At 60.3% G+C, this 13,621-nt stretch carries 9 protein-coding genes; 4 read left to right on the forward strand and 5 right to left on the reverse strand.

The genetic code is table 11. The features are described 5' to 3' along the window. Positions 1-52: 52 nt before the first annotated feature. Together N7U68_RS18955 and N7U68_RS18960 are read right to left on the reverse strand one after the other, a co-directional pair. The gene (locus N7U68_RS18955) at positions 53-3,982 is read right to left on the reverse strand and encodes an efflux RND transporter permease subunit (RefSeq protein ID WP_263047830.1); all 3,930 of its coding nucleotides are present in this window, start codon (positions 3,980-3,982) and stop codon (positions 53-55) included. Continuing rightward, positions 3,979-5,259, reverse strand: a complete 1,281-nt coding sequence (locus N7U68_RS18960) for an efflux RND transporter periplasmic adaptor subunit (RefSeq protein ID WP_263047831.1) — start codon at positions 5,257-5,259, stop codon at positions 3,979-3,981. Before N7U68_RS18960 ends, N7U68_RS18955 begins: the two co-directional genes overlap by 4 nt. Positions 5,260-5,478: 219 nt before the next feature. Here N7U68_RS18960 and N7U68_RS18965 point away from each other — a divergent pair, with 219 nt between their 5' ends. The 4 genes from N7U68_RS18965 (at position 5,479) to N7U68_RS18980 (ending at position 10,073) form a co-directional block, all read left to right on the forward strand. Then, complete coding sequence (locus N7U68_RS18965) at positions 5,479-6,159, forward strand: tetratricopeptide repeat protein (protein WP_263047832.1); 681 nt, start codon at positions 5,479-5,481, stop codon at positions 6,157-6,159. A 46-nt stretch (positions 6,160-6,205) separates the two neighbouring features. Beyond that, positions 6,206-7,543, forward strand: a complete 1,338-nt coding sequence (locus N7U68_RS18970) for a PQQ-like beta-propeller repeat protein (RefSeq protein ID WP_241188196.1) — start codon at positions 6,206-6,208, stop codon at positions 7,541-7,543. Between the two features lie 49 nt (positions 7,544-7,592). Beyond that, a complete protein-coding gene (gene der, locus N7U68_RS18975; protein ID WP_263047833.1) occupies positions 7,593-9,053 on the forward strand; it encodes a ribosome biogenesis GTPase Der in 1,461 nt (486 codons plus the stop codon). A 120-nt stretch (positions 9,054-9,173) separates the two neighbouring features. Beyond that, a complete protein-coding gene (locus N7U68_RS18980) occupies positions 9,174-10,073 on the forward strand; it encodes a hypothetical protein (RefSeq protein WP_263047834.1) in 900 nt (299 codons plus the stop codon). Positions 10,074-10,077: 4 nt separating this feature from the next. On the opposite strand, the gene N7U68_RS18985 is transcribed toward N7U68_RS18980, so the two are convergent. From N7U68_RS18985 to N7U68_RS18995, 3 genes are all read right to left on the reverse strand, one after another. Continuing rightward, a complete protein-coding gene (locus tag N7U68_RS18985) occupies positions 10,078-10,776 on the reverse strand; it encodes a TspO-related membrane protein (RefSeq protein WP_165192942.1) in 699 nt (232 codons plus the stop codon). A 110-nt stretch (positions 10,777-10,886) separates the two neighbouring features. Beyond that, positions 10,887-12,182: a serine--tRNA ligase gene (serS, locus tag N7U68_RS18990; RefSeq protein ID WP_263047835.1), complete on the reverse strand. Its 1,296-nt coding sequence runs from the start codon at positions 12,180-12,182 to the stop codon at positions 10,887-10,889. Between the two features lie 78 nt (positions 12,183-12,260). Continuing rightward, the gene (locus N7U68_RS18995) at positions 12,261-13,502 is read right to left on the reverse strand and encodes a multidrug effflux MFS transporter (protein WP_165192938.1); all 1,242 of its coding nucleotides are present in this window, start codon (positions 13,500-13,502) and stop codon (positions 12,261-12,263) included. Positions 13,503-13,621: the final 119 nt, after the last annotated feature.

Here is a 13,621-nt window from a genome sequence, read left to right on the forward strand (position 1 = left end):
GGCAGGTGTGTGCCGGGCTGAAGCCCGGCCTACGTCGGTCGTCGGTGAATACTTACTCCGCTGCGCGCAGTGGTTTGCCATCCGGGGTTGTGTCGCTCTCATCCGCTGCTTGCGGAGTTTCTTCGGTTTTGTCGAAGCCGACCGGAACGCGGGGAACCTCGCCCCAGACCGGGTCATTGGCAGCTTCGCGCGGTGCCTGTGCCTCTGCCACGTCGAGCGTCGCGTCCATGGTCGGGGGCGGCATAGGCGTGTCCGATGCCTCTGGTGACGCGGTGGCCGCCGTTGCTGAGCGCATGACTGGCTTTTCAGGGATGGCTAGGCTGTCCTCATCCCAAATGAGCTCTGGTGCGCGCACCCGGCGGGCTGCCCGTGCCAAGGCCCAGTCGCGCGCGGCGCGGCTGGATCGGCCCATCGACAATGCAGCCATGCCGCGTGAAATCCACAGGACATATGTACCGGCCCAGACGCGCAGCGCCAACATCGACGGGGTAAAGACCAGTGTCAGTACTGTCGCGATCCCAAGGCCGAACACCACCGCTGTCGCCAGCTGCTTCCACCAAAGTGCCGTTGGACTGTCAAAACTGTACCCCCCGTTGATAAAGTCGAGACTGAGGCCGAACATCATCGGGGCAAGGCCCGCCATGGTGGTGATCGTGGTCAATAGAACGGGCCGGATACGGGCCTCGGCTGTTCGCGTGATCGCCTCGATTCGGGGCATGTAGCGGCTGAATTCCTGATAGGTGTCAATGAGGACAATGTTGTTGTTCACCACGATCCCTGCCAGCGCTACGATCCCCGTTCCGGTCATGATGATCGAAAATGTCTGGCCCATGACCAGCATCCCGATCAACACACCCGTGGTGCTGAGAACCACGGCCAAAAGAACCAGCACAGCATTGTAAACGCTGTTGAACTGCGCCAGCAGAATGATGAACATCAGGCCCAACGCCCCCAGAAACGCCTTTTGCAGGAACGCGCCGGATTCTTCCTGATCTTCCTGATCGCCAGTCCATTCATAGGCGACACTGGCCGGAATTGCCCCATCGGCCAACCATGCGCTCAATGTCTCGATCCGTTCATTCGCGGTGATCGGCACGGTGCTTTCGTTGCCGCTGTCATCGGTGATGGTTTTGAACAGCCCGGTTTCGACACCTGCCTTGACGTCGAAGTATCGCTGTTGGTCGATGCGGTCGATTTGTGCCAGTTTCTGCACCGGCTTGCGGGTGATGAAATTGCTCAGTGGGACGAGGCCCTGATTGGTCCGCACGCGCAACGTGTCGAGGGTCGAAAGCACGCGGTATTCGGCGGGTAGGCGTACGCGAATGTCGATCTCTTCGTCTGATGACGGAACGCGCATCGTGTCGAGGAACACGCCGCGCGTGACCAGCTGAACCATTGCGCCCACAGTGGCAACATCCGCGCCAAACCGGCCGGCCTTTTCGACGTCAACGTCGATTTGCCAGTCGATGCCGGGCAGGGGCATCGTGTCCTCAATCAGCGTAAGGCCGGTTGTGTCTTCGAATTTGGCACGCACGGCAAGTGCCGCTGCTTGCAGGTCTTCCCAGTTATCGCCCTTCAGGCGCAGGTGTACCGGCTTGGCCGAGGCGGGACCGCCGGTATCGGCGAGGATCTCGATCTTGATACCGGGAATGTCTTCCAGCTTGGCCGTCAGTTGGCGGATGATCACGTCGCCGTCTAGCTGCGAGGCCTTGATCTGACGTTCCCACAGGCCCCATGCCCACGGCTCGGTCACGGTTTCGCGGTCCTCCCACGGGATCGTTTCAAACTGGATTTGTCCGATCGTGTCGAGCGGAGCCATCGCGCCGCCGGTATTGCTGTCCAGCCCGCCCTCACCGGCAAAGGCAAAAGCAGTCTGAATGCCGGGTTGATCCAGCACGATCTGTTCGACTTCGCGCACCAGCGCGTCCTTTTGGTCAATCGACAGGTTGCCGCGTCCGCGCACGTAGACAATGGCGCGCTCCGGTTCCGTCTCGACGAAGAACTCGGTGCCGTTATTGTTGCCGATGTAATAAATCAGCGTGCTGCCCACGATGACGAAGATCGCGCAGAAGGCAAGCAAAGGGGCGACCGGGTTGCCCGCGATGGCATGGATGAGCCAGCCAAATGCGCTGCGGCGATAGCCCGAGCGCACCTTGTGGTTGCGGTTTGGCAGGATTTTGCGTCCCGCCCAGTGCAGCCCGTTTGAGACCCGCCGAAACACGGCCATGATCCCCAGCAAAATGGCCGTAACACCAGCGAGTGCTGCGGCCCCCAGCACCACGGCGCCAAAGAGCAGCGCGAACACAGTGGCCAGAACCGGGACAACCGATCCCAGTATGTCGCCCATATTCATAACCGCAAAGCGAGCAGAGACCTGTTCCAGCAGAGCTGGGATCAGCGCGCCCGCGCCAATGACTGCTGCTGCGGCGACGGGAAACAGAAGGATGTGCCAGAGCCAGAAGCCACCAGCGATCTGATCGATCTTGTCGTTGAACCAGCGTTCAACCCGCCCGGTGACGCCACCCAGAACCGGCAGGTAGACCAGCGCCACCAGCAGCGAGGCCGACAGGACAAAGATCAGCGTTACGGGCAGCATTCCCATGAACTGCCCCGGAACGCCCGGCCAGAACAGCATCGGCAGGAAAGCGCAGAGCGTCGTGGCGGTGGAGCTGACAACGGGCCAGAACATCCGCTTGGCCGCGTCCACATAGGCATGCATGGGGCCGGCACCTTCGTCGATCCGCTTGTCGGCGTATTCGACAACAACGATTGCACCGTCCACCAGCATACCAACGGCAAGGATCAGACCGAACATCACCATGTTCGAGATCGTGATGTCCATCACGGCCAGCATCGCAAAACACAGCAGGAAGGACGTGGGAATGGCAAAACCGACCAGTAAGGCGGGCCGGATGCCCAAGGCTGCCAGAACCACGATCATCACCAGCGCGATGGCGGTCAGGACAGACCCTTCGAGTTGGCGCACCATGGAGCCGACGATACGGGACTGGTCATTTGATGTGCCGACTTTCACCACTGCCTTGAGCGCGTCCGGCCATTTTGCACTTTCTGCCTCGACCGTTTCGCGCACCAGATCGGCAGTGTCGATGACGTTGAATCCCTTGCGCTTGACCACCTGTAAGGCAACGGAGGTGTCGCCGTTGAACCGTGCGGTGCCGGTGCGGTCTTCAAAGGTAAGGTTGATCGTCGCCAATTCGCCCAGCAGCACCTGACGATCGCCGTTGGTCTTGATCGGCAGCCGGTAGATGTCGCGCGTTTTGTCAAAGGATGACAGGATTTTGACCGCGAAACTGCCGCCGCCGGTGGTGACTTCGCCTGCCGCGATCAACTGGTTGTTATTTTGGACGACACTGATCAATTCGGTCGCGGTGACGTTGTAGGATTCCATTCGCAGCGGGTCGATGACGATCTCTACCATCTCGTCGCGGCTGCCTGCGATGCCGGCCTCCAGAACCGGCTCCAGACCTTCCAGCCGATCCTGCAAATTCTTGGCCAGCTGGGTCATCTTGCGTTCGGGCACGTCGCCGGTGAGGTTCACGATAATGATCGGAAACTCAGAGAAATTGATCTCGTTGATCGTGTATTTCTCGGCACCTGCGGGGAATTTGGCCTCGGCCGCGTTCATCGAGTCGCGCACATCGGCCATGATCTTGGTCTTGTCCCAGCCGAATTCGAACTCCAGCGCGACGCCAGCGTAGTTTTCGGCGGCGGTGCCGGTCATCTTGTCCAGCCCGTCCAGATCGCTCAGCTCGGTCTCCATGACCTTGACCAGCAGTTTCTCGCTGTCCTCAGCGGATATGCCGGGAAACGGGACCGAGACAAAGAGCGCCGGGATTTCAATATCCGGCTCACCCTCTTTGGGCAGGCTGACATAGGCGACGCCGCCTGCCAGCAGCGACAGCACGACGAAGGCAACGACCATCCTCGCTCGGGCGGCGGCCCAATCGACCAGACCGGTCACTGTGTAACCTCGCGGTAGCTGGCTTTGACCGGCACGCCGGAGATGACATATTCCTGTCCTATGATGATGACATCCGCCTCTGTCGGCAGTCCAGTAAGCCAGACGCCGTTCACAGTGTCGCGCATCAATGTGACCGGAACGAAGTCTGCTGTATTCTCGGCGGTGACGATGCGGACGCCCAGCGTGCCCTCGTCATTCAGGGTCAAGGCAGACTGCGGCAGTAAATGCGCGTCGGTGCCGTCCGAGGATATCAGAATCTCGGCGGTCTGTCCGTCACGCACCGACAGATCTGGGTTCGGCACTTCGATCTCTACCCGGAAGGTGCGTGTTTGTGGATCGGCGGATCGCGAGATGAACGTTACCTTGCCGTGCAGGCGCTTGCCGCCGGATGGATTGTGCGACACCAGTTCTGCCCCGGCGTCGGCACCCAATGCCACGCGATCCACTTGGGTTTCGGGAACGAAACCCACCAGAATAATCGGGTCGAGTTGCAGTACCGTGGCGCAGACCGAGCCGGATTGAAGCAGGCTGCCCAGTTCAGCAGTGTCAGTTTCCAGCAACCCTTTGAATGGGGCGAGGATTTCCAGACGGGTGATTTCATTTTCTGCGGCTGCCATGGCGGCGGCGGCAGAGCGAATTCCGGTCTGTGATGCTTCCAGTCCGGCCTTGGCCGATTGTACGGCAGCTTTGGCCGCGCTAACTGCGGCACGGGTCGCGGCCACTCGGGTCTCGGACGCATAGCCACCTTCGGATAGTTTCGAGGCGGCGTTGTTGTTGATCAATGCTTCTTCCAGACTCGATTGTGCCTCGGCCAGCCGCGCCTCGGCTTCGGGGACACGGGTGCGCGATTCATCCAGACGCGCCTTGGCTTCTGCCAGCGTGTCTGCCCGCGTTGCGGGGTCGAGCTTGCACAACGGCTCACCAGCCTCGACGAAGCTGCCCTTGCGCAGCGGATCAGAGATGATCCTGCCATCGGTTTCGGCGCGCACTTCTACCTGACGATCCGCCTCGGTGCGGCCGCGCAGGATGACTGCGCTGTCGATGTTGCGGGCAACAGAACGGACAGCCACCACACCAACCGGAGCATTTGGTTGTGCTGCCGCCACCGTATCGGCTGTGGCCTCTTGGGCTGCGGGCACTTCGTCCGATGCCTCGTCCTCTACATGCGTATCGACGGGGGCGGGGGCCAGCGTCGCCATGAACCGTTCGCGCTCAAAGACAAAGCCGTAAATCAGCACAGAGACCGCGATTGCGGATATGATCGGAAGTAGACGCATTTTATACCTTTAGGCCTCTGTGGCTGTGTTTACGCGAAATTGTCGGTTTGACTAAGCAATTCAAGGCGAAAAATCTCTAAACTATTCGGTTCAGTTTAAACTTTTACATGATCAGGTGCAAGACGGCGACACATAGCAAGACGGCGCGGGTCTTGGCAGTGGCAAAAGGACAGGGTAAGAGGGGCGAAATTCCAATACCACAAGAGTGGCCGAGGTCTCGTGAGTAATACCGACAGTTTCATTGATGAAGTGACAGAAGAGGTCCGGCGTGATCGTCTGTTTGGCCTGATGCGCCGATACGGATGGATTGCTGTACTGGCAATTTTGGTTTTGGTCGGTGGTGCCACCTACAATGAATGGCAAAAGGCCCGGGCGCGCGCTCAGGCCGAGGCGTTGGGGGACAGTGTCCTTGCCGCTCTGACGACCGAAGAACCTGCAAAGCGGGTTGCGGCACTCGATGCGATTTCAGCCCCTGACGCCGCAAGCCAATCGGTCGTGGATCTTTTGGCCGCGTCAGAAGAAGTGTCAGAAGCGCCGGAAAACGCTGCCAGACGGCTGTTGGCCATCGCAGACCGTAACGATGTCGAGCAGGTCTATCGCCAGATTGCAACGCTCAAGGCAGTGATGATCCCGGCAAGCGGACTGGACGTTGAAACCCGCCGGGCGCGCCTTGACGGACTGGCATTGGGGAGTGGCCTTGTGCGGCTTTTGGCTGAAGAGCAACTCGCCTATCTTGATGTCGAAACAGGCGATCGTGATGCAGCGATTGAGCGACTTCAGCGCCTGACTGCCGATGCTGGTGCGACGCCGGGCTTGCGTCGTCGCGTATCACAAGTGATTGTGGCATTGGGTGGTGTGCTGGATACTCAGACCGAGGGCGGTACGGCAGCGACCGAATAGATCACGCGATCTGCGTGGTGAACTGCGACAAGTGGGGACAGAACTGGTGAAACGTAACGGACTGATCCTGGGGCTCGCGGCTGGTATGCTGCTGACGGCCTGTTCTGAAAATGACACGATCCTGCAGGGCAAGCGTGAGAATATCTTTGCCGTGGTGGGCGATGCCGAGGCGGATACATCGCCGGTGATCGCAGACGCGGCCGCAGGTGACGGACCCGCACCGATCAGCCTGCCGCCTGCGCAAACCAATACGGAATGGACCCAAACAACCGGGTCGGCAGCAGGGCGTCCGCAACACCCGGCACTGAGATCTGCGCCGCAACTGGTGTGGTCGGCCAAAATCGGATCTGGCGACGGACCACGCAGCCGCATCACCGCCGATCCCGTGGTTGGTGGCGGCCGGGTCTTTGCCATGGACAGCAGCGCGCAAATCAGTGCGCATTCCACAGACGGGGCGGCGCTCTGGAGTGTTGATCTGGTCCCCGAGAATGATTCGCCCAACGACGGTTCGGGCGGTGGTCTGGCCTATAGTAACGGCAAGGTTTTTGTATCCAGCGGCTTTGGTCGACTGACCGCGCTGGATGCTGCGACGGGCCGCGAACTCTGGGAACAGGAACTGCGTCAGACTGCAACGGGCAGCCCGGCTGTCTATGGCAATCTGGTCTATCTGGTGGCGGGCGATGATGTTGCTTGGGCTCTGGATACAGATACGGGCCGGATCAAGTGGCGTTTGACTGCGACACCCGATGTTAACAACATCCACGGTGGTCCGGCACCTGCGATATCAGAAAAATATGCGGTTTTCGCGTTTGGCTCTGGCGAGTTACAAGGCGCGTTCCGCAAGGGTGGTCTGCGCCTCTGGGATGCACAGATCGCCGGACGGCGTGATGGTCTGGCACAGTCCAGCATTACCGATGTCGTCGGCGATCCGGTGATTGACGGTGATCGCATTTATGTCGGCAACAGCGCGGGTCGCATGGCCGCATTCCGCCTGGCCAACGGTGCGCGTATCTGGTCAGCGAATGAGGGTCCGATGGGGCCTGTCTGGCCAGCGGGCGGCGATCTGTTCCTTGTGTCTGACAGGAACGAACTGGTCCGGCTGGATGGCGAAACCGGCACGCGGATCTGGGGCGCCAAACTGCCCTTCTTTACCAAGGATCGCCCACGTCGGCAGGCCGAAATCTATGCTCACCAAGGGCCCGTGATTGCTGGCGGTCAGGTGGTGGTTGCATCCAATGACGGATTGCTGCGGTTTTTCGATCCGGTCTCGGGCGCGCTGCAGCGCACAGTCGAAGTTCCCGGAGGGGCCACGACTGCACCAGTGGTCGCGAACCAGACGCTTTACGTAGTCTCGACCAAGGGCACGCTTCACGCTTTCCGTTGAGCAGCGTTTGCTGTAACAGGAGCGCTCTGACCCGCTGCGGAGCCGCGACATGACGTTCAGCCTGGCCATCGTGGGCCGCCCCAATGTGGGCAAGTCCACACTTTTTAACCGACTTGTCGGTAAACGTCTGGCGCTGGTTGATGACCAGCCCGGCGTCACGCGCGACCTGCGCGAAGGTGCGGCACGTCTCGGCGATCTGCGCTTTACCGTGATCGACACGGCAGGGCTGGAAGAGGCGACCGACGAGAGCCTGCAAGGCCGCATGCGCAAGCTGACCGAGCGTGCAGTGGACATGGCCGATATCTGTCTCTTTATGATTGATGCCCGCGCAGGCGTGACGCCGACCGACGAGATTTTTGCCGAGATTCTGCGCAAGCGGGCCAAGCATGTGATTCTGGCGGCGAACAAGGGGGAAGGTTCTGCTGCTGACGCTGGCGTGATCGAGGCATATGCATTGGGCCTGGGCGAGCCGATCCGTCTATCGGCAGAACATGGCGAGGGATTGAACGACCTTTATTCACACCTGATGCCACTGGCTGACGAATATGCCAAACGCGCCGAGGCCGAAGCGCCCGAAACCGATGTCACGCTGGATGAGGATGATCCCGAAGGTCCGCGCATCCCCACCGCAAAGCGGCCATTGCAAGTGGCTGTAGTGGGACGACCGAACGCAGGAAAATCCACGCTGATCAACCAGATCATTGGTGAAGAGCGGCTGCTGACGGGTCCTGAGGCCGGGATTACCCGCGATGCGATCTCGCTTCAGGTCAATTGGGACGGGTTGCATATGCGCGTCTTTGACACTGCCGGGATGCGCAAGAAGGCACGCGTGCAGGAGAAGCTGGAAAAGCTGAGTGTTGGCGACGGATTGCGCGCGGTAAAGTTCGCCGAAGTGGCGGTGGTTCTGCTTGATGCAGCGATTCCGTTTGAACAGCAGGATCTGCGCATCGCCGATCTGGCCGAACGCGAGGGCCGGGCGGTGGTCGTCGCGGTCAACAAATGGGACGTCGAGCAGGAAAAACAGGCCAAGCTGCGCGATCTGCGTGAAAGCTTTGAGCGTCTGCTGCCACAACTGCGCGGCGCACCTCTGGTGACAGTGTCTGCCAAGACGGGCAAGGGCATGGACCGGCTGCGCGCAGCGGTCGAAAAGGCGCATGAGGTCTGGAACCGGCGGGTGTCGACGGCCCAGTTGAACCGTTGGCTGACAGGCATGTTGGAGGCGCATCCGCCCCCCGCGCCGGGCGGCAAGCGGATCAAGCTGCGTTACATGACCCAAGCCAAGACGCGCCCGCCCGGATTTGTTGTGATGTGTAGCCACCCGGACAAAATGCCCGACAGCTATACCCGCTATCTGGTCAACGGTCTGCGCGTGGATTTTGACATGCCGGGCACGCCGATCCGCTTGTACCTGCGCAGTCAGTCGGACAAAAATCCGTACAAGGCCAAGAAAAAGTCCACACCTTCGCGTTTGCGCAAGCATCTGGGTAAGGGTGGTTCAGACTCCCGATAGGGGGCTGCGCTGCGTGTGATTGGCGAGACTATCCAGCCTTAGATATCAAACCGGTGTCTTGAGACTGTGGGGTTTCTGTATACGCTTGCGTCATTGCCTAAAGTTATTTGGGAGAAGACAATGCGTTATTTGATTTTTACCATTGCTCTGTTCTGGGCCGGTGCCGCCGCGGCGGCGTGTGACGGTCCCTACAAAGCGGTACGCACCGATGGTCGCTGTGTATGGAGTTGTGCTGCCGGGACGGCACCGGATGCAGCGCGTGGGGAATGTACCTGCAAGGCTGGCCACCGCGAGACAAGCAAGGACCGTTTCGGACGCAGGCAGTGCGAGGCAGATAGTGCCAAGGGAACAGGTCAGAAAAAAGCAGTTAAACGCTATGGCGCACGTCATCCGTTCAACACGGCGCCGGTGAACCTGTGCGCGCGCTTTGCCCGAGACGACACACCGGGCTGGCCGGTCGCCTGCGGCACGCGTCCGGGGCGTGTGCAGTTACGCGTACTGCGCCCGCAGGAGATCATCGTGCGCCGCAGCGCACCGATGACCCAGACTGAGTTCGTGCCGGGGAGCTATCAGTTTTCTTTTCCGCGTCCGAAGCCGCCGAAACGCTTGGACGGCGTATGCGACGAAGCCCTGATTTCCTCTCCCGGAGCGTGCCGCGCAAAATGTGAGCGGATGGAAATGTACGCTTTTTTCGATGACGGTAATATTGCGGAACTGCGCCGCGCCGATCATGGGCAGATTGGGCGTTGTGAGGGTCCTGTGACGATGACCTACCGCGTGGGAAAACCCACTGCCGCGCGTGCATGGGATGCGTGTGTGGACGGGGACAAAGGACGCAGCACACAAGGATGGGGCCATGACGCGCGCATCGAAATTCCACGCCGAGTGGCGGCTGATTTCGGTTTTCGCGATGCGCGCACGGTGCAGACGTCGGACGGATGGCGATACGTGGCGAAGGTCAATCACGTAATCCGCGATGCGACTGTGAAATTGCCTATCATCGTGCACTGCCGCCCGTGAGGCGTCAGAGGCGTCGATAGTTCGTCACAGTGGCAAATGCGGCGATCCCAACTGCGCCTGCCGTGGCGAACCAGATCACGCTTTGCGGACCGTCGGCCCAATTCGCGACGACCACCGCGATCAGTGCCCAGATCACACCGACGGGGTAAGTAATCGCGGTTGCGCGGCGTGTCATGACGACGAGGGTCACGGTCAGCGCGATGGCCAAAGCTAGAATGGCGGCGTTTGTGCCGGTCATGAATCCCCAGCCCGCGCCGATCAGGGCCAGCGATATACTCGCCGCTGCTGTCAGCCAGCCTGCGTATAATCCCACTGGGCCAGAGGCGAATGCCGCGTCACGATCCGGGCACCGACAGAGTGCCAGCACTGCGGTGATTTGCATCGCCCATATCAATACCGTAGCCCCAAGAGGGCTGACTAGCGCCACCGGCAGCCAGAATGCACCAATCGCCAGAGAAGCAAACAACGCAGGACGCATAGACACCCAATCGGCGGCCGTTTTGCGCCACAGCATCTGAAATCCAGTTGCGATAACCAGCCACAGATAAATCAATCCCCAGATTGCGAATGCATATCCCGCTGGTTGTGCTGGCGGGTTGTTCTGGGGGACAGGGAATTGATTAGGCTCAAACCCGCCGAACCCGGGTGTCAGTAAAGGCGATGCGACAAAGCTTAGCGCGGCGAGAAAAACAAGGTAGGGCATTGGCGGTGGATCCGTTTCGTCGGGGTCGGGCATGTTATATGCCAGAACCTAATGCATGAGCGGCAAAGTCAATTCTGGCCGCTCATGTGCGCATCCCGTGCGTTGGGACGTCAGCCCAGAGTGCCGTCGACCATCAGTGTCGATTTTCCGCCCAGATAGGGATGGATCACCTCTGGCAATACGACCGAGCCATCGGCCTGCTGTCCGTTTTCCAGCACGGCAATCAGACAGCGTCCGACAGCCAGTCCCGACCCGTTGAGTGTGTGCAGGAATTGCGGTTTGCCACCTTCGGCGGGCTTGAACCGGGCATTCATCCGGCGCGCCTGAAAATCGCCGCAGACCGACACGCTGCTGATCTCGCGGTAGGTATTCTGTCCGGGCAACCAAACCTCGATGTCATGGGTGCGACGCGCGCCAAACCCCATATCGCCGGTACACAGCACGACGGTGCGATAGGCGAGGCCAAGCGCCTCGAGGATGCCTTGGGCGCAGCCGGTCATACGGTCCAGCTCGTCACGGCTGTGATCAGGATGCGTGACGCTGACCATCTCGACCTTTTCAAACTGGTGCTGCCGCAGCATTCCAGCCGTGTCGCGCCCGGCGCTGCCCGCTTCCGAGCGGAAACACTGGGTGTGGGCCACATAGCGGCGCGGCAGATAGTCTGCATCCACGGTCATACCGTTCACGATGTTGGTTAGGGTGACCTCGGCCGTGGGCACCAGCCACCAGCCATTGGTGGTGCGATAGCTGTCCTCGCCGAACTTGGGCAGTTGTCCGGTGCCCAGCATCATTTCATCGCGCACCAGCACAGGCGTCCATGTCTCGGTCAGCCCGTTCTGGTCGATATGGGTGTTGATCATGAACTGCGCCAGTGCGCGGTGAATGCGGGCTACGGCACCGCTGAGAACGACAAAGCGTGCCCCGCTCAGCTTGGCTGCGGTCTCGAAATCCATACCGGAAATGACACTGGGGATTTCGTAATGTTCCTTGGGCGCGAAATCGAGTGTGCGAGGTGTGCCCCAGCGGTGAATTTCCACATTGTCGGCTTCGTCCGCGCCTTCGGGCGTGTCGTCATATGGCAGATTGGGGATGCCCATCAGCATCTCGGACAGTTGTGTATCGAGCGCTTTGGCCTCGGTCTGCATTTCGGCCACTTCGGCCTTCTTCTCGCCGACGAGCGCGCGAAGCCGTTCGAATTCGGCATCATCGCCGCTGGCCTTGGCGGCGCCGACCTCTTTGGAGGCTTTGTTCTGGTCGGCTTGTGCCCGCTCTGCCGCCGCGATCTTGCTGCGGCGCGCTTCATCCAGAGCAAGGATATCGGACGAGACCGGCGAAACCCCCGGACGCCGCGTCAGGGCGGCGTCAAAGGCGGCAGGATTTTCGCGGATCGCACGGATGTCATGCATAGGTCTGTCCTCGGCGTTTGGTGAATCACTTGGTAGCCGGGTTATGCACCACAATCGCGGCCGGGTGTAGGGTGCGGTTTATTCCGCAGGCGCGACATTCTCGTCCCGGTCGGCCCAGAGGATCACCACGAGTGCAGCTGATGCGAGCACACCGAAGCCGCCGATCAGTGGCAGAACGCCGCCGTCAAAGAGATGCCCCAGATACCATGCCAGCGGCAGCGATATGAATGTAGTGCCCGAACCCACCAGCGCCGCCCCAAGCCCCGCGATATGGCCCAACGGTTCCATCGCGATGGCATTGAGGTTGCCGAACAGAATGCCGGTGCAGAAGAAAACCACCAGAAGCCAGAGCATGAACATCCAGAAGGGTGGCACCCCATCGAACATCACTACGGGTCCGGCAAAGAGGGCTGATGCAATGGCGATTCCGATCATTGCAGTGCGCGTCAACGAGCGCATGCCGAGGCGCATCACCAGCATCGAGTTGACCATCGAGGCGCCGCCAATGGCGAGTGCTGCCATGGCGAAGTAAAGCGCAAAGAGGGGCCCGGTATCATAGATCTGCTGAAATATCTGCTGTGCTGTACTGAGATAGGTCAGGAACGCACCAAAGATCAGCCCGGCCGCCACGGTATAGCCGATTGCGACGCGAGAGGCGCAAACTTCAACCAGACCGGTCTGGATGCTGCGTAGGGAAAAGGGCCGACGCGCATCGTGTGGCAGTGTCTCGGGCTGGCGCAGTGCAAACCATCCGCATGCGCCGACGGCCATTGCGATCAGTACGCCGAACATCGCGTGCCAATCGCTGAAGGCCAGCACCAACTGGCCGACTGCGGGCGCAATCGTGGGTACAAGGATGAATACCGCCATCACCACCGACATGATCCGAGCCATTTCGCGTCCGGCAAAACCGTCCCGCACCAACGCGATCGTGACAATGCGTGGAAAGGCGGCTCCGAACCCTTGCAGCACGCGCCCGGCGATCATCGCCTCCCAGCTTTGGGCCCAGAGCGACAGGGCGCACCCGACGAGAAAGATCGCGTAACCGCCATAGATCACCGGCTTGCGCCCAAAGCTGTCCGACATCGGCCCGGCCAAGGCCTGCCCCAAGGCGAATCCGAGAAAGAGCGAGGAAATCACCAGCTGCGTCTGATTAGGGTCTGAAACCCCCAGATCGCTGCCGATCCGGTCCAACGCAGGTAGCATTACATCGGTGGCCATCGCGGTGATCGACACCATGAATGCCATGAGAATCACGAACTCGACAAAACCGAGCGGTGTGCGTGTGGTCGCTAATGGAGCGGGGGAATTCAGGGTCATGGGGTTCTTTACGCCCGGAATGCAGGGGCAGGCAATCGCTGTTGGGCCGGATTTCTGTGCAAATTTGCGGTGCTGACTGTGGAGGCAGCAGAATACGTATGCGTCAGTTTGCGAGTTCC

Origin of the sequence: Roseovarius pelagicus (genome assembly GCF_025639885.1) — a bacterium.
GTDB classification, from domain to species: Bacteria; Pseudomonadota; Alphaproteobacteria; order Rhodobacterales; family Rhodobacteraceae; genus Roseovarius; species Roseovarius pelagicus.

Bases quoted from the DNA above. Each gene is read 5' to 3' on its own strand.
- N7U68_RS18960 (WP_263047831.1), bottom strand. From the start codon at position 5,259: ATGCGTCTACTTCCGATCATATCCGCAATCGCGGTCTCTGTGCTGATT.
- der (WP_263047833.1), top strand. From the start codon at position 7,593: ATGACGTTCAGCCTGGCCATCGTGGGCCGCCCCAATGTGGGCAAGTCC.
- N7U68_RS18980 (WP_263047834.1), top strand. From the start codon at position 9,174: ATGCGTTATTTGATTTTTACCATTGCTCTGTTCTGGGCCGGTGCCGCC.
- N7U68_RS18985 (WP_165192942.1), bottom strand. From the start codon at position 10,776: ATGCCCTACCTTGTTTTTCTCGCCGCGCTAAGCTTTGTCGCATCGCCT.
- serS (WP_263047835.1), bottom strand. From the start codon at position 12,182: ATGCATGACATCCGTGCGATCCGCGAAAATCCTGCCGCCTTTGACGCC.
- N7U68_RS18995 (WP_165192938.1), bottom strand. From the start codon at position 13,502: ATGACCCTGAATTCCCCCGCTCCATTAGCGACCACACGCACACCGCTC.